This is a genomic window from Streptomyces coffeae (genome assembly GCF_016741875.1).
Classification (GTDB): domain Bacteria; phylum Actinomycetota; class Actinomycetes; order Streptomycetales; family Streptomycetaceae; genus Streptomyces; species Streptomyces coffeae.
Genome location: NZ_JAERRF010000010.1, coordinates 1 through 19,042 on the forward strand (window position 1 = coordinate 1; position 19,042 = coordinate 19,042).

Annotated in this window: 17 protein-coding genes; 8 read left to right on the forward strand and 9 right to left on the reverse strand. The window is 71.1% G+C overall.

The annotated features are described in order from the left end of the window. Positions 1 to 340: 340 nt before the first annotated feature. Positions 341 to 1,261: an AEC family transporter gene (locus JK363_RS18610; protein ID WP_201876309.1), complete on the forward strand. Its 921-nt coding sequence runs from the start codon at positions 341 to 343 to the stop codon at positions 1,259 to 1,261. A gap of 276 nt (positions 1,262 to 1,537) precedes the next feature. Continuing rightward, on the forward strand, positions 1,538 to 2,344 hold the full coding sequence (locus tag JK363_RS18615) for a SigB/SigF/SigG family RNA polymerase sigma factor (RefSeq protein WP_201876310.1): 807 nt from the start codon (positions 1,538 to 1,540) through the stop codon (positions 2,342 to 2,344). A 19-nt stretch (positions 2,345 to 2,363) separates the two neighbouring features. Here the strand turns inward: JK363_RS18615 and JK363_RS18620 are convergent, their stop codons facing one another. From JK363_RS18620 to JK363_RS18630, 3 genes are all read right to left on the reverse strand, one after another. After that, positions 2,364 to 2,744 carry a VOC family protein gene (locus JK363_RS18620; protein ID WP_201876063.1) on the reverse strand — a complete coding sequence of 127 codons (381 nt, stop codon included), beginning with the start codon at positions 2,742 to 2,744 and terminating at the stop codon, positions 2,364 to 2,366. Positions 2,745 to 2,990: 246 nt separating this feature from the next. Continuing rightward, on the reverse strand, positions 2,991 to 3,497 hold the full coding sequence (locus JK363_RS18625) for a hypothetical protein (RefSeq protein WP_201876064.1): 507 nt from the start codon (positions 3,495 to 3,497) through the stop codon (positions 2,991 to 2,993). Next, a complete protein-coding gene (locus JK363_RS18630) occupies positions 3,494 to 5,365 on the reverse strand; it encodes a glycoside hydrolase family 15 protein (RefSeq protein WP_201876065.1) in 1,872 nt (623 codons plus the stop codon). Before JK363_RS18630 ends, JK363_RS18625 begins: the two co-directional genes overlap by 4 nt. Positions 5,366 to 5,635: 270 nt before the next feature. On the opposite strand from JK363_RS18630, the gene JK363_RS18635 reads away from it, so the two are divergent. Beyond that, the gene (locus JK363_RS18635) at positions 5,636 to 6,430 is read left to right on the forward strand and encodes an SDR family oxidoreductase (protein WP_201876311.1); all 795 of its coding nucleotides are present in this window, start codon (positions 5,636 to 5,638) and stop codon (positions 6,428 to 6,430) included. Between the two features lie 26 nt (positions 6,431 to 6,456). Here JK363_RS18635 and gcl read toward each other — a convergent pair whose 3' ends face one another. Then, on the reverse strand, positions 6,457 to 8,235 hold the full coding sequence (gene gcl, locus JK363_RS18640) for a glyoxylate carboligase (RefSeq protein WP_201876066.1): 1,779 nt from the start codon (positions 8,233 to 8,235) through the stop codon (positions 6,457 to 6,459). 133 nt (positions 8,236 to 8,368) lie between these two features. Continuing rightward, positions 8,369 to 9,226 (reverse strand): LysR family transcriptional regulator, encoded by an 858-nt coding sequence (locus tag JK363_RS18645; protein WP_201876067.1) that lies wholly within the window; start codon positions 9,224 to 9,226, stop codon positions 8,369 to 8,371. 200 nt (positions 9,227 to 9,426) lie between these two features. On the opposite strand from JK363_RS18645, the gene JK363_RS18650 reads away from it, so the two are divergent. Together JK363_RS18650 and JK363_RS18655 are read left to right on the forward strand one after the other, a co-directional pair. Further along, the gene (locus JK363_RS18650) at positions 9,427 to 10,242 is read left to right on the forward strand and encodes an EamA family transporter (RefSeq protein WP_236075947.1); all 816 of its coding nucleotides are present in this window, start codon (positions 9,427 to 9,429) and stop codon (positions 10,240 to 10,242) included. Between the two features lie 50 nt (positions 10,243 to 10,292). Next, entirely contained in the window at positions 10,293 to 10,586 is a 294-nt protein-coding gene (locus JK363_RS18655) for a hypothetical protein (RefSeq protein ID WP_201876069.1), read from the forward strand. A gap of 40 nt (positions 10,587 to 10,626) precedes the next feature. Here the strand turns inward: JK363_RS18655 and JK363_RS18660 are convergent, their stop codons facing one another. After that, entirely contained in the window at positions 10,627 to 11,781 is a 1,155-nt protein-coding gene (locus tag JK363_RS18660) for a baeRF2 domain-containing protein (RefSeq protein WP_201876070.1), read from the reverse strand. 132 nt (positions 11,782 to 11,913) lie between these two features. Between JK363_RS18660 and polX the strand changes: the two genes are divergently transcribed. After that, entirely contained in the window at positions 11,914 to 13,656 is a 1,743-nt protein-coding gene (gene polX, locus JK363_RS18665; RefSeq protein ID WP_201876071.1) for a DNA polymerase/3'-5' exonuclease PolX, read from the forward strand. Positions 13,657 to 13,680: 24 nt separating this feature from the next. Here polX and JK363_RS18670 read toward each other — a convergent pair whose 3' ends face one another. Further along, positions 13,681 to 14,061: a hypothetical protein gene (locus tag JK363_RS18670; protein WP_201876312.1), complete on the reverse strand. Its 381-nt coding sequence runs from the start codon at positions 14,059 to 14,061 to the stop codon at positions 13,681 to 13,683. Positions 14,062 to 14,191: 130 nt separating this feature from the next. Here JK363_RS18670 and JK363_RS18675 point away from each other — a divergent pair, with 130 nt between their 5' ends. Beyond that, the gene (locus tag JK363_RS18675; protein ID WP_201876072.1) at positions 14,192 to 14,995 is read left to right on the forward strand and encodes a uracil-DNA glycosylase; all 804 of its coding nucleotides are present in this window, start codon (positions 14,192 to 14,194) and stop codon (positions 14,993 to 14,995) included. 91 nt (positions 14,996 to 15,086) lie between these two features. On the opposite strand, the gene JK363_RS18680 is transcribed toward JK363_RS18675, so the two are convergent. Next, on the reverse strand, positions 15,087 to 16,724 hold the full coding sequence (locus JK363_RS18680; protein ID WP_307821779.1) for a S1 family peptidase: 1,638 nt from the start codon (positions 16,722 to 16,724) through the stop codon (positions 15,087 to 15,089). Positions 16,725 to 16,938: 214 nt separating this feature from the next. Then, positions 16,939 to 17,319, reverse strand: a complete 381-nt coding sequence (locus JK363_RS18685) for an L-rhamnose mutarotase (protein WP_201876074.1) — start codon at positions 17,317 to 17,319, stop codon at positions 16,939 to 16,941. Positions 17,320 to 17,484: 165 nt separating this feature from the next. Between JK363_RS18685 and JK363_RS18690 the strand changes: the two genes are divergently transcribed. Next, a complete protein-coding gene (locus JK363_RS18690) occupies positions 17,485 to 18,924 on the forward strand; it encodes a Gfo/Idh/MocA family protein (RefSeq protein WP_201876075.1) in 1,440 nt (479 codons plus the stop codon). The last annotated feature ends 118 nt before the right edge of the window (positions 18,925 to 19,042 follow it).

Consider the following 19,042-nt stretch of genomic DNA (forward strand, 5'->3'; position numbering starts at 1 on the left):
GCCGGCACCTGCCCCGCCTGTCAACAAACCGTGCCATGGCAGCCCTACGACACCACCTAACAAAGCACTACTAGGCCCTGTCCAGCGGATCTTCGCGGGCCCGCGACGCCTGGCACCGCACCTCGCCGCGTTGTCGGAGTCGCCCGAGTACGCCCAGTACGAGGACGACCCTCCGCCTTGCGATCCACCGCACCAGACGCCGCGGGCTGATCCTCAAAGACCCACCGGACAGGGCCTAGTTGTAGGGTGCATGCTAACCGCCTCGTCCGACGGAGACCACCTCCATGAGCGCCGCCGCACCTTGCCCCCGTTGGCCCGCTCCCCGCCCGGCGGCGGTGCCGTGGGCGGTGTGATCACGGGCTTCGGTGTCATCGCGAGCATCGTCGTCACCGGCTATGTGCTCGGCCGCCGCGGCTCCCTGGGCGACCACGGCCGGGAGGTGCTCACCCGGCTGTCCTTCGATGTGGCGTCCCCCGCGCTGCTGTTCACCACACTCTCCCGGGCCGACCTCTCCGTCGTGGTCTCCACTCCCCTGCTCGTCACGGCCCTGAGCACCTGTGTGGTCGCCGGGGTGTTCGTGGCCGTCGGCGCCGTACGCGGGTGGAGCGTCGGGCACACCACGATCGGCGCGCTGTGCGCGAGCTATGTGAACGCGGGCAACCTCGGCATCCCCATCGCCATGTACGTCCTCGGCGACGCCGGGGTGATCGCTCCCGTACTGCTCTTCCAGCAACTCGTCATGGCACCGGTCGCGCTCACCGTCATCGACCTCAGCCGCCCCGATGTCCGCCCCTCGGTCGTGCGCCGGCTGACCACGCCGTTCCGCAACCCCATCGTCATCGGCTCGCTGTGCGGTGTCGCCGTGTCGGCCACCGGGTGGCGGATCCCGGGGCCGCTGCTGGAACCGCTGTCCCTGCTGGGCGGGATGGCCGTGCCCGCCGTCCTGCTGGCCTTCGGCATCTCCCTGCCGGGCACCGCGCTGCCCGGCAAGGGCGCGGAGCGCGGGCCGGTGCTGCTGTCGGTGGCGCTGAAGTCCTTCGCCCAGCCGGTGGTGGCGTGGGCCATCGCGGCCGGAGTGTTCGGGCTCGGCGGGCCCGCGCTCTTCGCGGCCGTCGTCACCTCCGCGCTTCCGTCGGCGCAGAATCTCTTCACCTATGCCACGCGCTACCAGACGGGCACCGTGCTGGCCCGTGAGTCGATCCTGCTGTCCACGCTCCTCGCGGCGCCCGTCCTGATGACGGTGGCGGCCCTGCTGGGGTGAGACCGGGGCGCGTCCGCGCCGCCGCACGAGCCCGTGGCAACTGCCCGCAAGCGCACGAACCATCGGTGGTGGTTTACCCCCAGGACACCAGGGCAGGCGGTATCTCGTGCTTCGGACCGGAGGCACGCGCCGCGGGAGCAGTGTGACTGCCATCCCGCAGGATGCGGCCCCTACCGGTCCTGCGCACGCTTCCGCGATGCGGGTCCCCTTCGGTCCCGGCAGCCCCGTCAGTCATCGCAGGAGGTGTGTTCCGTGACGACCGCAGCGCAGCAGAACATGGCTCGGCCCCGGCCCGTCCAGACCGTCCCCACGAAGCACTCGCACGACGACGCACCTGACACCAGTGCGGAATTCGATGAGATCGCCCGTCTGCCCGACGGGCCCGAGAAGGAGGCGCTGCGGCAGCGGGTCGTGGAGGCGTGGATGCCGATGGCCGAGCGGCTGGCCCGCCAGTACCGCAATCGCGGCGAGTCCCTGGAGGACCTCCAACAGGTGGCCGCGCTCGGTCTGGTGAAGGCCGTCAAGCGCTACGACCCCGAACACGGCACGGCCTTCGCGGGGTTCGCGGTGCCCACCATCGTCGGGGAGATCAAGCGCCACTTCCGGGACCACCTGTGGGTCCTGCACGTCCCGCGCCGGGTCCAGGACCTGCGCAACCGGGTACGAGCCGCGCACCGCGAGCTCTCCCACTCCCTCGACGACCGCCCGCCGCGCACCGACGAGATAGCCGCGCGCACCGGCCTCACCGAGAAGGAGGTGCGCGCCGGGATGGAGGCCCTGGGCAGCTTCACCCCGCTGTCCCTGGACGCGCAGCTGACGGGCGCGGACGACGGCTACTCCCTGGTGGACACACTCGGCGCCCAGGAGCCCGCGTACGACCGGGTGGTGGACCGCGAGGCCGTACGCCCGGGGCTGACCCGGCTGCCCGACCGGGAGCGGCAGATCCTCTACATGCGGTTCTTCTGCGATATGACGCAGAGCCGGATCGCCGAGCAGCTGGGCATCTCCCAGATGCATGTCTCCCGGCTGCTCAACCGCACCTGCTCAACCCTGCGCGACCAGGCGCTCGCCGAGACGGCCTAGCACCGGGGACACAGAGCCGTCAGAGCGGGTTGAGGCGGGCCTTGAGCAGGCAGAACTCATTGCCCTCGGGGTCGGCGAGAACGTACCAGGGCTCCTCGCCGGTCTGGCCGATGTCGGCCGGGCGTGCCCCGAGCTTCAGGAGGCGTTCGAGCTCGGCGTCCTGATCGCGGTCGGTGGCGTTGACATCGATGTGCAGCCGGGACTTCCCCGGCTCCGGCTCGTCCCTGCGGCTGAGGATGATCGTCGGCTGTGGGCCGCCGAACCCTTCGCGCGGCCCGATCTCGAAGCAGTCGTCCCCTTCGCGATCGAGCACGACGAAGTCCAGGACCTCGCACCAGAACCGCGCCAGCACCTCGGGTTCGCGGCAACCGAGCACAAGCTCACTGATACGACATGCCATGGACGAAACCTACTCTCAGCCGTGGGAACTGCCGGGGCGGCCGCGCGCGGAGCTCTTGGGCTCCCCGCAGTGGGAACACGCTCGAGACCGTACCGGGCGAGGCGAGCAGGTGCGAAGGGTTTTGGGGTCCTCGCCTCGCCCGGCCGGGCCGCCGGGCGAGGACCGCAGGCCACGCAGTGGGGCAGCTGACGTCGGATGCGCCCTGGCCAGGCGTCGGGAGCAGGGCGGCCCCTTTGACGACGGGCCCTAGTGGGTCAGCGTCGCCTTGGCGGTCACGATGACCAGGCCGAGCAGCAGATTGCCCGCCCCGGCCACCAGCGTCAGCCGCAGGGAGGCCCCGGCGCGCCGTACGGCCACGCTCGCCCAGCCGACCTGTTCGGCCACCGCGACACCGAGCGCCAGCCAGGACGTCCCCTCCAGGCCCAGACCCAGCAGCGGGCTGATGGCCACGGCGACGGCGGGTGGTACGGCGGCCTGCACGATGGGCCACTCATGGAGGGCGACCCGGCGCACCTCCCGCCCGTTCAGCGGCCGTTCGCCCAGCCGCTCCCCCGCGAGCCGGGCGTAGACATGCGCCGCCCAGAACACCAGCCCGGTGATGAGCAGCAGCGCGACCAGCTGGACCCGGGGATAGGGAGCGGGGGTTCCGGTCCCGGCCACCACGGAGGCGGCCAGCAGCGAACCGTAGACCGCGCCGGAGTAGTCGCGGAAGCGCGCGGACGCGGTGCGGACGTGCTGGGCCGCGGTGTTCATGCGGTGCTCAGGCCCAGGACGGGTCCCACCCATCCGGAGCCGTGGTCGAGCTGGTAGTCGAGGTTGACGGCGGCGTTGACCAGAGCCAGATGGCTGAACGCCTGGGGGAAGTTGCCCAGTTGCTCGCCGGTGAGCCCGATCTCCTCGGAGAACAGGCCCAGGTGGTTGGCGTAGGTGAGCATCTTCTCGAACGTCAGCCGGGCGTACTCCAGCCGTCCGGAGCGGGCGAGCGCGTCCACGTACCAGAAGGTGCACATGGAGAAGGTGCCCTCCGAGCCCTTCAGCCCGTCGGGTGAGGCGGCGGGGTCGTACCGGTAGACGAGGCTGTCGGACACCAGCTCCTGGTCCATCGCGTCGAGGGTGGACAGCCACATGGGATCGCGGGGTTCGACGAAGCCGATGAGCGGCATCAGCAGCAGCGACGCGTCGAGCACGGGCGAGCCGTAGTGCTGGACGAACGCCTTGCGATCCCGGCTCCAGCCGCGGTCCATGACCTGCTGGTAGACGGAGTCCCGGGTGATCCGCCACAGGCTCTGGTGGCTGGGGCGGCCGCGGCTCTCGGCGAGCCGCACGGCGCGGTCCAGGGCGACCCAGGACATCATGCGGCCGTAGGTGAAGTCCTGACGGCCGCCGCGGGTCTCCCAGATGCCTTCCTCGGAGCGGTCCCAGTGGTCGCAGAGCCAGTCGACGACCCGGGACATCTCGGACCAGCCGCGGTGGCCGATGGTGATCCCGTGGGTGTCGGCGTGGAAGAGCGAGTCCATCATCTCGCCGTAGATGTCCAGTTGGAGCTGGTCGGCGGCGCCGTTGCCGATCCGGACCGGGGCGGAGCCGCGGTAGCCCTCGAAGTGGTCGAGGGTCTCCTCCACGAGGTCGGAGCTGCCGTGCACCCGGTACATGATCTTCAACGGTCCCGAACCGTCGCCCGCCTGCTCCACCACGCGGTCGCGCAGCCAGGTGGCGAACGCCTCGGCCTCGGCGGTGAAGCCCAGCCCGAGCAGGGCGTAGACGGAGAACGAGGCGTCCCTGATCCAGGTGTAGCGGTAGTCCCAGTTGCGCTCCCCGCCGATCTGTTCGGGGAGCGCCGCGGTCGGGGCGGCCACCAGGGCGCCGGTGGGGGCGTAGGTCATCAGCTTGAGGGTGATGGCGGACCGGGCCACCGTCTCCCGCCAGCGTCCGGTGTAGCGCGAGCCGCGGGTCCAGCGGCGCCAGAAGCGGGTGGTGGTGTCCAGCATCCGCAGGATCTCCTCCTCGGGCACTCGCCGGGGGGCGACCGCGTGGCCCGCCTCCGCGGTGTCCAGGACGACACCCGCGGCCTGTCCCGCGGCCAGGTCGAGGGTGGAGCGGATGCCCCCCTCGGTGGCGTGGATCTCGGCGTGCTCGCTGATCCGCTCACCGGCGGGGTGCAGAGTGATGTCGACCGTGTCGCCGTGGAAGACGGCTCCTTCGTCGTGGATCTCCAGGCGGTGGCGCTCACGTCCGTAGCCCGGCCGGGGACGGCAGTCCAGGTCGAACCGCATCCGGCCGCGCACCACACGGATCAGCCGGACCAGCCGGTGGCGGTCGGTGGCGGGGCCCGGGGTCACCGGCATGAAGTCGTACACCTCGCCGACCCCGTCCGGGGTCATGAACCGGGTGATGAGAATGGCGGTGTCCGGGAGGTAGAGCTGTTTGGTGATGTAGTCCGCACGTCCGGGGCTGACCCGGAAGTGTCCACCGCGCCGCTGGTCGAGCAGGGCGGCGAAGATGCTCGGAGAGTCGAACCGTGGACCGCAGAACCAGTCGATCGTGCCGTCGGTGGCCACCAGCGCCGCGGTCTGGAGATCTCCGATGAGGCCGTGGTCACTGATGTTCGGATAGGTGTCCATCGTGGGGTCCTCCCACCGGATTCGCCCTCCTGAGCTCAGCTCACGCACCATCGTCGCACCGCGTGCCCGGTCCCGCGCGCCGACCGGCGCTCACCACGCGTTGCGCCGCTGGAACGATGTGCATCGGCCCAGTGGGTGACCGTGGCTCCGTCGGGAGTGACGACGCCGTCCGGGGCTGCGAGGGTCATTGCGCCTACCGGGACGTCACCGCGAAGGAGAGCGCCAGTGAACGCCAGTGCCGACCAGCTCCGTCCGCTCCCGCTGCCACCGCTGCTCACCGGCCAGAAGGCCCTGGTGACCGGCGCCAACTCGGGGATCGGCAAGGCCACGGCGCTCGCCCTGGGCCGCGCGGGCGCCGATGTGGTCGTCAACTACGTCTCCGACCGCCCCTCGGCCGAGGCCGTGGTCAAGGAGATCGAGGGCCACGGGGTGCGGGCCTACGCCCACCAGGCGGATGTGTCCCAGGAGGACCAGGTGGTCGACATGGTCAAGACCATGGTCGACCAGTTCGGCACCATCGACATCCTGGTGCCGAACGCCGGGCTCCAGCGGGACGCCGCGACGGTGGAGATGACGCTGGCGGAGTGGCGACAGGTCCTGGAGGTCAATCTCACCGGTCAGTTCCTCTGCGCCCGGGAGGCGATCAAGGAGTTTGTGCGGCGCGGGGTGGTGCCGGAGGTGTCACGCGCGGCCGGGAAGATCGTCTGTATGAGCTCGGTCCACCAGATCATCCCGTGGGCCGGACATGTGAACTACGCGGCGTCGAAGGGGGGTGTGTCGATGATGATGCAGACCCTGGCCCAGGAGCTCGCCCCGCAGCGGATCCGGGTGAACGCGGTGGCGCCCGGCGCCATCAAGACGCCCATCAACCGCGACGCGTGGGAGACCCCGGAGGCGCTGACCGAGCTCCTGACCCTCATCCCCTACGGACGGATCGGCGTCCCGGACGACATCGCCAACGCGGTGGTGATGCTCGCCTCGGACCTGTGCGACTACGTCGTGGGCACCACCCTCTACGTGGACGGCGGGATGACCCTCTTTCCCGGTTTCGCGACGGGCGGCTGACGGAACACCACCGCGCCGTGCCCGGTTCAGTCGAGGGCGGTGTGCACGGCGGTCGGAGCGTGGCCGGGGGTGGTGGCCGGTTCGTCGAACTCGATGACGTTGTCCAGTTCGGTGCCCATGGCCACGTTGGTGACACGTTCGAGGATGATCTCCACCACCACCGGCACCCGGTACTCGGCCATCAGCTTCCCGGCCTCCTCCAGCGCGGGGAGGATGTCCTGCGGCTCATGGACCCTGACGGCCTTGCAGCCAAGCCCCTCGACGACCTTCACATGGTCGACGCCATAGCCGCCCAATTCGGGGGCGTTGACGTTGTCGAAGGAGAGCTGGACGCAGAAGTCCATGTCGAAGCCGCGCTGGGCCTGACGGATCAGGCCCAGATAGGCGTTGTTGACGACCACGTGGATGTACGGGATCCGGAACTGCGCCCCCACGGCCAGTTCCTCGATCATGAACTGGAAGTCGTAGTCGCCGGAGAGCGCCACCACGGTGGCGTCCGGATCGGCCGTCGCCACCCCGAGCGCGGCCGGGGCGGTCCAGCCCAGCGGACCGGCCTGACCGGCGTTGATCCAATGCCGGGGGCGGTAGACATGCAGCAGTTGGGCGGCCTGGATCTGGGAGAGGCCGATGGTGCTGACATAGCGGGTCTCACGGCCGAAGGCCCGGTTCATCTCCTCGTAGACGCGCTGCGGTTTGACCGGCACATCGTCGAAGTGGGTTCTGCGCAACAGGGAGCCCTTGCGCCGCAGACAGCTTCCGGCCCAGGCGGAACGGTCCTTGAGCGCGCCGGTGCGCCGGAGTTCACGGGCGGCGGTGACGAACAGCTCCAGGGCGGCCCCGGCGTCGGAGACGATCCCGAGGTCGGGCGGGAACACCCGGCCGATCTGGGTGGGTTCGATGTCCACATGGACGAAGGTCCGGCCCCGGGTGTAGGTGTCGATGCCACCGGTGTGGCGGTTGGCCCAGCGGTTGCCGATGCCCAGCACGAAGTCGGACTCCAGCAGGGTGGCATTGCCGTACCGCTGGGAGGTCTGGAGGCCGACCATGCCGGCCATCAGCGGATGGTCGTCGGGGATGGATCCCCAGCCCATCAGGGTGGGCACCACCGGGACCCCGGTCAGCTCCGCGAACTCGACCAGGAGAGCGGACGCGTCGGCGCCCACCACCCCGCCGCCCGCGACGATCAGCGGCCGCTCGGCGGCCTGGAGCATCCGCAGGGCCTTGTCGATCTGGGCCCGGGTCGCCGACGGCCGGTAGACGGGCAGCGGCGCGTAGGTGTCCGGGTCGAACTCGATCTCGGCCATCTGGACGTCGATGGGCAGATCGATGAGCACCGGACCGGGCCGTCCGGAACGCATCAGGTGGAACGCCTGCTGGAACGCGCCCGGCACCTGGGCGGGTTCGAGGACGGTCATCGCCATCTTGGTCAGCGGCCCGGCGACCGAGGCGATGTCGACCGCCTGGAAGTCCTCCTTGTGCAGGGCGGCCACCGGTGCCTGGCCGGTGATGCACAGGATCGGGATCGAGTCGGCGCCCGCCGAGTACAGCCCGGTGATCATGTCGGTCCCGGCCGGTCCGCTGGTGCCCACACAGACCCCGATGTTCCCGGCCCTGGCACGGGTGTAGCCCTCGGCCATGTGCGAGGCACCCTCGACATGCCGGGCGAGGATGTGGGTCAGGCCGCCGTCGCCGCGCATCGCGGCGTAGAAGGGGTTGATCGCCGCACCGGGGAGACCGAAGACGTGAGTGGTGCCTTCACGCTTCAGAATCTCCACCGCTGCCCGAGCCGCGGTCATGCGCGCCATGAGGTTGCTCCTGGGGTCGGACCGGTTTCTCTGCCTATCGCCGCAATTCCGTATCGCGGAATATTGATTTTGCTGAACGGAAAAGATGGTCCATGGGCAGAGGGAGCCCGTCAAGAGGCGCGTACCGGGTGGCTCAGCCCTCACGCCGGTAGAGGTCGGTCAGCAGCGCCACGGCGGCGGGGGCGGCCGGATGGGGGTCGTCCCGCCACCAGATGAGCCGCACCGGGATGGGCGCGGCGTCCCGCAGCGGCCGGAACACGATCCCGGGCCGCGGGTACTGGGTGACGGTGGACTCGGCTGTGATCCCGATGCAGCGGCCGGTCCCGATGACGGAGAGCCAGTCGTCGACGTCCTGGGTGTACTCCATGGCCGGACGGCGGTCCGGCGGCCACAGGTCGGCGGTGGTGGTGCCGGTGCGCCGGTCGACGACCAGGGTGCGTTCACCGGTCTCGGCCAGCCGGATGGAACGGCGGCGCGCCCACGGGTCGTCGGCGGCCATCGTGCAGTAGCGCCGTTCGAGCCCGACCACCACACTCTCGATCCGCCGGTCCTCGGGCTCGGTGCGCACCACGGCGATGTCGCAGGCGCCCTCGGCCAGCCCGCCCGTCGCGGAGTTGGTGCGCACCAGGTGCAGTTCGACATCGGGGCGCGCGGTGGGCCAGCGGCGCTGGAACTCCAGGGTGTGGCGGCCCATGGCCGACCAGGCGTGGCCGATCCGCAGCCGGCTGTGCCCGGTGGCGGCCTCGCGCACCAGGTCGTCGGCCTCGGCCAGCAGCCGGCGGGCCCGGGAGAGCACCTGGGTGCCGGCCGCGGTGGGCACCACCTCCCGGCTGGTGCGGCGCAGCAGCCGTACGCCGAGCACGGCCTCGAGCGAGGCGAGGGTGCGGGAGACGGCGGCCTGGGAGACGCCCAGGTCGATGGCGGCGTCGGTGAAGCTGCCCGCGTCCACGATCGCGACGAGGCAGCGGAGCTGGCGCAGTTCGAGATGCATAACCCCAGCGTATGGACAGCGCGTCTCATGCATTTTGGGAAAGGACGGCGCGGTCCCACGCTCGGCACATGCGGACGATGACGCGCGGGCGACGAACGGTTCAGGCCGACACCCGGGCCGTTCCCGGGAACGGGGCCGAGGGAGCCGGGACGACGGGTTCCACCGGGGGCGGCGGGGGCCGCCGTCTCACGGGGCTCGCCATGATGTGCGGCAGCGGGCTGTCCAACCAGACCGGCGCCGCGATCGGCGCGCTGGCCTTCCCGGTGATCGGCCCGGCCGGGGTGGTGGCGGTACGGCAGTGGGTGGCGGCGGTGGTGCTGCTGGCCGTCGGACGGCCGCGCCTCCGGTCGTTCACCGCCCGGCAGTGGCGGCCGGTGCTGCTGCTGGCGGCGGTGTTCGCCACGATGAATCTGTCGCTGTACAGCGCGATCGACCGGGTGGGTCTGGGACTGGCGGTCACGCTGGAGTTCCTCGGCCCGCTGGCGGTGGCGCTGGCCGGTTCCCGCCGGGCGGTGGACCTGGGGTGTGCGCTGGTCGCCGCGGCCGGGGTGGTGGCCCTGACCCGGCCGCAGCCGTCCACGGACTACCTGGGTATCGGCCTCGGCCTGCTGGCTGCCGTGTGCTGGGCGTCCTACATCCTGCTGAACGGGACGATCGGGCGCAGACTGCCGGGAGCCGAGGGTTCGGCGGCCGCGGCCGGTCTTTCGGGACTGCTGTTCCTGCCCGTCGGCATCGTGGTCCTGCTCCGCCATCCGCCGACCGAACCGGCGCTGGCCTGCGCGGCCGTCGCGGGGGTGCTGTCCTCCGCCGTGCCGTTCCTCAGCGATGTGCAGGCTCTGCGGCGGGTGCCCGCGCGGTTCTTCGGGATCTTCATGAGCGTCAACCCGGTGCTGGCCGCCGTGGTGGGACTGGTCGTGCTGGGCGAGTCGCTGACGTGGAGCTCCTGGGCGGCCATCGCCGCCGTCGTGGTCAGCAACGCGGTCAGCGTCCTGGCGTCGGGGCGCCGCGCCGGGTGACGCGTCGACGGGGAAGCTAGTGGGTCTGCACCCACCACGCCATCAGGCCAATGGCCGCGGTGCCGCATGCATACGACGCGCCGCGGACGAAATTCGCCGCGGCGAGCCTGCCGTATCGACGCCATCTGCTGCTGGAACGACTGGGTACGGGTGGGCGAACCTCCATCGTGTGCATGTGGAGCCCCTTTCGTGAACGGGGGAACGACGCGCTGAAGAAAGCATACAAAAGTGTGAACTTCCCTCATGTAACGGACTCGCCGGGAAAAGAGAATTCCGACCAAATGTCAGAACAGAGCGGCCAGCGGGAATTGGCCGCCGCCGGAACGCCGCCGGAACGCCACTGAGCCCCCGCCACGACCACTTCGCGGCGGGGGCTTCGTACGCTCAGGCGCCGTGCCAGCGCAGTACCGCGCCCAGGCCACCGGCCGGGCCGGCTACCCCCTCGGGCACCAGCAGCACCTCGGTGTCGGCCACCGCGGCCGAACGCATCAGCGCGTCGTCCGCGCGCGCGGGCTCAGGGGTGCTCACCCCGAGCGCCCGCGCCTGGGCGCGCTGCACCGCCACCTGATCGGCCGCGGGGCCGACCCAGACCTCGTGGCGCATATCGCCGCCCGCCTGCCCCAGCAGCAATGTGGCCGCCTGGTGGCTGCGCATCGCCTCCACCACGGCGGGCACGCCCTCCGCCGCTCCGCTGGGAGCGCTGCCGTCGTGGCCGCTCGGCCCGCCGGGACGGCCGCGTCCGGCGCGGAAGGCGTCGAGGACGGACTCCAGGTGGGCGCGGGCGTGCTCGGCGCGGGCGTGGTCGATCTCCGCCTCCAGGAGCTCACGCGAGCTTCCGGCGGCACGGCTGCCGCGCTGCACCTCCACCGCCCGCTCCCGCAGCGGCTCGGGCAGCCGGTCGCGCACGGCCCGGCGTTCCCGTGGGTCGCCGGTGAGGATCAGCAACTGCGCGGGACTGTCCGACCAGCGGTGGATCAGCTCCTCGGCGACCTGGTCCGCGGCGTGGTCCCAGGTGTTCTCCATCCGGTTGCGATAGTGCCACTCGTAGCGGTCGGCGGGTACGGACCGGTGTCCCCGGCCCTGCGGGGCCCCGCCCGAGGTGTGGCACACCGGATGGGTGCCGGCGGCGTCCCGCAACTCCAGATCGGCGCCCGCCCGGTCGACGTGGGCCAGCAGGCAGGACGGCCACTCACCGCGCAGGGCGGCCAGCGGCGCCACCCTCGGCAGCGAGGTCCACGAGGTGGCCACATCGCCCGGTGACACGGCCAGCGGCATATCGAGGACCACCGCACCGTCCGCGGCGAACAGCGCCCGCCCCGCGGACCGCCTGCCCACCCGCTCCCGCTCTCCGGCGAGTCTGCCGATCAGCGCCTCGCAGGTGGCGGCGTCGGCGCCCTGGCCGGTCAGCTGATCGGCCACATACCGCTCCCGCAGCTTGCGCCGCCGGGGCGCGTCCTCCGTCGTCCGCGAGGTGTCCATGTAGACACAGGCCCACGGACCGGGACGATCGAACAACGGCTTCAGGAAACCAACATCCATGACCTCCCCCAACCCGGGGAAACACACGGCCGGAACCCCCGACCCGTAAGCCCTCCGGATCGCGGTCCCATTCCTGCACACCAGGATCCCTCCACCGCACCGGGATCGCCAGAGCCGACTAGAATCGCTGTCATGGCTCGCTCCAACGAGGAGGTCGAAGCCCTCCTGCGCGAGTACGCGGATCTCCTCCTGATCACGGGCGGGGACGCGTTCCGGGCACGCGCCTACGAGAAGGCCGCGCGGGCCATCGGCGGCCATCCCGTCGATGTGGCGCGGCTCGACGCGAAGGGACTGCGGGAGATCCCCAATGTCGGCAAGTCCATCGCCGACAAGGTCGTGGAATTCCTGCGGACCGGCACCATGCCCGCCGTCGAGGAGGCGCGGGCCGCGATCCCGGCCGGGGTCCGGGAGCTGACCGCCATCCCCGCCCTCGGTCCCAAGAAGGCCATGCTGCTCTACGAGGAGCTGCGGATCTCCTCGGTCGACCAGCTGGCGCAGGCGATCGAGGAGCACAAGCTGCGCGATCTGAAGGGCTTCGGACCGAAGTCCGAGGAGAACATCCTCCATGGCATCGGACTGCTGCGGGCCGTCGGAAACCGGATTCCGCTGCACGATGCCATGGACGTCGCCGATGACATCGTGGCCGCCCTGTCCGAGGTGCCCGGCTGCCAGAGGTGTGCGTACGCGGGGTCGCTGCGGCGGATGAAGGAGACCGTCGGCGATGTCGACATCCTGGTGGCGGCGGAGGATTCGGCCCCGTTCATGGACGCGTTCACCGGGCTGCCGTACACCGCCGAGGTCATCGCCCACGGGCTGAAGAAGACCTCGATCCGCACCACCAAGGGGCTCCAGGTGGATCTGCGGGTGCTGCCGCTGGATTCCTGGGGCGCGGGGATGCTGTACTTCACCGGCTCCAAGGCCCACAACATCCGGGTCCGCGCCATCGCCGTCCGCCACGGTCTCAAGCTCTCCGAATACGGCCTCTTCGAGGCCAAGAGCGGAAAGAAGATCGCCTCACGCAGCGAGGAGGACGTCTACGCGCGACTGGGCATGGACTGGATCCCGCCGACGCTGCGCGAGGACCGCGGCGAGGTCAAGGCGGCGCTCGAGGGCAGCCTGCCCGCGCTGCTCCATGAGTCCGATCTGCGCGGCGATCTGCACACCCACACCGATCTGACCGACGGCCTGGAACCGCTGGAGAACATGATCGCCAAGGCGGAACGGCGCGGCTACGCCTACTACGCCGTCACCGATCACGCCCCGAAGCTGTACATGCAGCAGATGACCGAGGAGAAGATGCTGGCCCAGCGGGAGCGGCTGCGCGAGCTCGACCGGGGCCGCGGCCACCGGGACACCCGGCTGCTGCACGGCGTGGAGCTGAACATCGACGCCGACGGCGAGGTGGACTGGCCGGGCGACTTCCTCGAGGGCTTCGACATGTGCGTGGCCTCGGTGCACTCGCAGTTCGGCCAGGACCGGGACACCATGACCCGGCGGCTGGTACGGGCCTGTGAGAACCCCCATGTGAACATCATCGGCCATCCCACCACCCGGCTGATCGGCAAACGGCCGGGCGTGGACGCCGACTTGGACGAGGTGTTCGCCGCCTGCGCCCGTACCGGCACCGCGCTGGAGATCAACGCCCATCCGGACCGGCTGGATCTGTCGGACGAGAACATCCTGCGGGCGAAGTCGCACGGTGTGGTGTTCGCGCTGGACAGCGATGCGCACTCCACCCGCGATCTGGACCATATGCGCTACGGGGTGGGCATGGCCCAGCGCGGCTGGCTCACCACGGACGATGTCATCAACACCTGGTCGCTCACCCGGCTGCGGCGCTTTCTGCGCAAGAAACCCACCGACGGGGGCCGTTGACCCGCGCCGGAGTGCGGATCCGGGTCAGGGGCGGGGGTCGCGATCGGGTGCCAGCAGACCGGCCACGGACAGCGCGGCCCAGCCCACCGAGACGGCGACGGCCACCGCGCGCCGCTCACGTCCGGGCAGCGTCCGGCCCAGCAGCCCCGCGTCACCGAGGTCCGCGGCGATCCGCAGCGCCGTGGCCGTGGTCAGCGCGGGGCCGCGCGGCGCCACGGCCATGGCGAGACCACTGGCCGCGTCCCGCAGGCCGAGCGGGCGCAGCGAGACACGCGTGGCGGGCTGTGTACGGCCTCGCTCGTCCACCAGCCCGGACGGTCTGGCGAGCAGCGCGGGCCAGGCCGTCACCGCCACTCCGTACAGCGCCGTGGCCGCACCCACCGTCCGCAACAGGCCCACCCGCATCGCCCGTGTCACCCTCTTCCGTCGTCGTGGTCGCCGTGGCTCATTCTTCCTCCCCGCTGTGCTCCGCGTGATGCGAGGGGTCATCATCGGACGGGGACCGTCCGTCACCACCGTTCAGCCAGGAAACCGTATGGCTCATCCCGAACGTGACACCGACTCGGCTGCCGGCACCGGCGGGGATCCGGGCAGCTGGCCCGCCCGGCAGGCACCCGGCGCCCGTGACCTCGCCGGACTGGACGCGCGGATCTGCCGCTGCCGGGCCTGTCCGCGGCTGGTGGAGTGGCGGGAGGAGGCCGCCCGCACCAAGCGCCGGGCCTTCGCCGACTGGGACTACTGGGCCCGGCCGGTGCCGGGGTTCGGACCGCCGGACGCCGCGATGGCCATCGTCGGTCTCGCTCCGGCCGCACACGGCGCCAACCGCACGGGCCGGATGTTCACCGGCGACCGCTCCGGGGACTTCCTGTACGCGGCGCTGTACGCCGTCGGTCTGGCCAGTCAGCCCACCGCCACCCATCGCGGGGACGGGCTCGAGCTGCGCGGCGTACGGATCACGGCGCCGGTGCACTGCGCGCCGCCCGCCAACCGGCCGACCCCCGGGGAGCGGGACACCTGCCGCCCGTGGCTGGCCCGGGAACTCACCCTGCTGCGGCCGACATTGCGCTCGGTCGTGGTACTCGGCGCGTTCGGCTGGCAGGCCGTACTGCCCGCGCTGGCCGCCGCCGGATGGCGGGTGCCACGGCCGCGCCCCGTGTTCGCACACGGGGCGCGGACCACACTGCGAGCGGCCGACGGGGGCGCGCCCCTGGGGCTGTTCGGCTGCTATCACGTGAGCCAGCAGAACACCTTCACCGGACGGCTCACCCCGGACATGCTGGCCGAGGTGCTCCGCGGGGCCGCGGAGGCGGCCGGGCTGCCGGTGGCCCATGCGGACTGACGCTACGGGCGGTTCCGGTGGAAGTGGGTGGGAGGCCCCGGGCACTGGGGCAGGAGGGCGCCCGGGGCCTCGTTCAAGGGGACGGCCGCGCTCAGTTGAGTCCGGCGCCCGCGTCACCGGCACCGGCGTCACCGGCACCCGCGTCGCCACCGGCACCCGCGTCGGCGGCTCCGCCTTCGTCACCCGCGCCCGCGTCGCCACCGGCGCCGCCGTTGGCCTCGGCACCGGCGCCACCGGCACCGCCCGCGCCGCCTTCGCCACCGGCACCGCCCGCACCGCCGGCGCCACCCTGGCCGCCCGCGCCACCGGCACCGCCGTCGTCACCCGCGCCACCGGCGCCGCCGGCGCCGCCGGCGTCACCGCCACCGCCGGCGTCGTCGCCGATGACGGCACCCGTGGCCTCGAGCGCACCGGTCACCGGCTGGAAGAAGGTCTCGCCGCCCTGGGTGCAGTCGCCGCTGCCGCCGGAGGTCAGACCGACCGCCGCGTCCTCGGCGAACATGGCGCCGCCACTGTCACCGGGCTCGGCGCACACATCGGTCTGGATGAGGCCGTTGACGATGTCGCCGTTGCCGTAGTTCACCGTGGCGTTGAGACCGGTGACCGTGCCGTCGGAGAGCCCGGTGGTGCTGCCGGAGCGCTGCACCTTCAGGCCGACGCTCGCCTCGACCGCACGCCCGATCTTCTGGGTGCTGCCGTTCTGGAGGTCGACTGTGCTGGACGCCTGGGTGTTGGCGTCGTCGTACATGACGAGCGCGAAGTCGTTCTCGGGGAACTTGGAGTCCTTCACGGTGCCCACCTGCTCGGCGCCCGCCTCGTCCGAGGTCCAGTTCTGCGAGGCGTTGCCGCAGTGGCCCGCGGTCAGGAAGCCCGGGGCGCCGTCCACGGTGACGTTGAAACCGAGTGAACACCGCGCGCCACCACCGAAGATGGCGTCACCGCCGTCGAGACCACCCGCGGCGTCGCCACCGCCACCGGCACCGCCGGCACCGCCGTCGCCACCGGCACCTCCGGCGCCCGCGTCACCTGCACCACCTGCACCACCGGCGCCCGCGTCACCTGCACCACCGGCATCACCGGCGCCACCTGCTCCGGCATCACCAGCGCCCCCGGCGCCACCCGCGCCCGCGTCACCCGCTCCGGCATCACCGGCACCGGCGTCACCGCCCGCACCGGCGTCACCGGCCGCACCGCCGTCGGCGCCCGGCTGGGCCGGTTCCTCGCCGTCGAAGCGCTTGAACTCGCCCTTGGTCCGCTTCACGCTGACCAGGCCGTCCATGCTGTCGGTGGCCTTGGTCAGAGTGGCCCATTTGGTGCCGGTCACCGTGCGGTCCGCGGTCACCCGGACCTGGTTGGTCACCGGGTCGATCGACCATGCCGTGCCCGCCACGGAGGCGTCACTGCTCAGTGTCTTGGTGGCGCCCTGCAGTTCCGCCATGCTGTTCTTGACGATCTTGGCCACGGCACCCTTGGCACGGACGTCCTGGGCCGAGTCCTCGTCCATCACATTCATGACGAGCTTGCGGCTGCCGTTGTCGTAGTACCAGCCCGCGCCGTTGTCGCCGAGGTCCGAAGCGAGGGACCGGGCGAGTTTCACCGCCGCGGTGGAGGAGAAGGTCTTGGCCTCCGACGACTTGTCCGGGCTCGCATTGGCGTTGGGCAGCAGGACGACTGCCGCCCCGAGCGCGGCGATGGCAGCTCCGGCGACGACAACGTTGCGCTTGTTCACACGTCGGTGGCTCAACTCAGTGACCTCCGGTAGGGGGAGCGCGGAGAGCGTGTGAGGAAGGCGCTTGACCGCGTTCCTCCACGCCCCCGCGCGGGGCCACCACGTCGTACGCGGACGCGTTTACTCCGTTCTCACCACCACTCACACTGTGATGAAAAGCTGCGCCGCGGCGATCGGTATGAGTAAGCTCCGCCGCTTCCACGCGCCGGTCGGTCTACTCCGCTCCCCCGGCGCGCTCGTCCCCGGCCGCTTCGTCGGCCGCCGCCTGAGCCCGCAGCTCCCATACCTCGCCGAGCGCCATCCGCTCCGACGCCGCGGCCGGGGAGCCGTCGGTGGTCTCGAAGTGGTCGACATACCGGCCGATGAACTCCTGCCAGCGGTGATTGACCGGGTCGCTGTCCAGGGCCGTCATCGCGGCGGCGAAGTCCTCGCAGTCCACGAGGTGGAACAGATGGCGTCCGCTGCGCCAGATCCGCCAGTTGTCGATCCCGGCCCGGCGCAGCGCCTCCAGCAGATCCGCCGGAACCGTGGCGTGCACCTCCTCGTAGCCCGCCTCCTGGCCTTCTTTGAGCACCGAGTGCAACGCCACACGCATCGAGCTTCCTCCCTCTCGGCGATCGGTCCATGGTGGTTCCGATCATCCTGATGATTGTTTCTGTTTGGAAGAGGCGCGTAATTAGCAACTCTTGACAGACCGTGTCGCCGCCATCAGAGTCATCCCCGCTGCCAACCGGATACGGAGAGCCAGGAGTGATGCCTGATGCCCGACATCCCCGCAGTCTCACGTCGATTGGTCTTGGGTGGCGCACTCGCCACGGGGGGTGCGCTGGCGGCGGGCACCGCGCAGGCGACGGCCGCGTCCGCCCCATCCGCCTCCCCGGCGATGGCGTCCGCCGTTCCGAAGCGGAAGCCCGGTCAGAAGTCCATGATCGGCGTGCCCTATGACCCGCACCGGACGGTCCGCACCGCGGTGATCGGGCTCGGCAACCGCGGCTACGAGATGTCCGCGGGCTGGTCCGCCATCCCCGGCTGTACGGTCACCGCCGTCTGCGACATCCGCGCCGACCGCGCGAAGCGCACCGCCGACCGGCTGGTCGAACTCGGCAAACCGCGCCCCGCCGAGTTCGGCGGCTCCGACAGGTCGTACGCCGAGATGCTGAAGCGCGACACCATCGACCTCGTCTTCATCGCCACTCCGTGGGAGTTCCACTACGAGCACGGCAGAGCCGCCCTGCTGGCCGGCAAGCACGTCATCGTCGAACTGCCCATCGCCACCGGGCTGGACGAGCTGTGGGACCTCGTCGACACCTCCGAGCGCACCCGCCGGCATCTGATGCTGTCCGAGAACTGCTGCTACGGACGGAACGAGCTCGCCATGCTCAGAATGGCGCACGAGGGTGTGTTCGGCGAGGTCACCAACGGCCACGGCGGCTATCTGCACGATCTGCGCGAGCTGCTGTTCTCGGACACGTACTACACCGACGCCTGGCGGCGGCTGTGGCATACGCGCAGCACCGCGTCCTTCTACGCGATGCACGGTCTGGCCCCCATCGCCGCGGCCATGGACATCAACCGCGGTGACCGGATGACCGTACTGCGGGCCACCTCCACCGAGCCCAGGGGTCTTGCGGACTACCGCAAGCGGTTCGTGCCACGGTCACATCCGTCGTGGAAGGAGACCTACATCAACGGTGACCTGGTCACCTGCCTGATCGACACGGCACACGGCCGTGTCATACGGGCCGAGCACGATGTCAGCTCGCCGCGCCCGTACAGCCGGATCAACAGCCTCGCGGGCAGCCGGGGCATCTTCGAGGACTACACGGGCACCTCGAAGACCGGTGGGCGCGTCTACCTGGAGCCGGACCACAGCGGTCACACCTGGCACGACTTCGAGTCCTACCGCAAGGAATTCGACCACTGGCTGTGGAAGAAGCTCGCCGACGACGCCGCCAACGGCGGCCACGACGGCATGGACTACATCCTTCAGTGGCGCACGGTCCAGCAGATGCGCGCGGGTCTGGTGCCGGACATCGATGTGTACGACTCGGCGGCCTGGTGCTCACCCGTGCCGCTGAGCGTCACCTCCCTGGCGGCGGGCGGGCGCCCGGTGGCGATGCCGGACTTCACCCGTGGTCTGTGGGTCAATCACCGGGCGGGTCTTGACTCGCGCGCCACGGAGATGCCACCGGTCGGCTGACGCGCCACCCGGCCCTTCGGAGGAACCCGACGGCGGTGGCGTCCCGGCCGGTCACGCCGGGCGCACCGCCGGGACGGGTCCCATGGCCGGAACTCCCGTGCGGCGCTCTACGATGCAA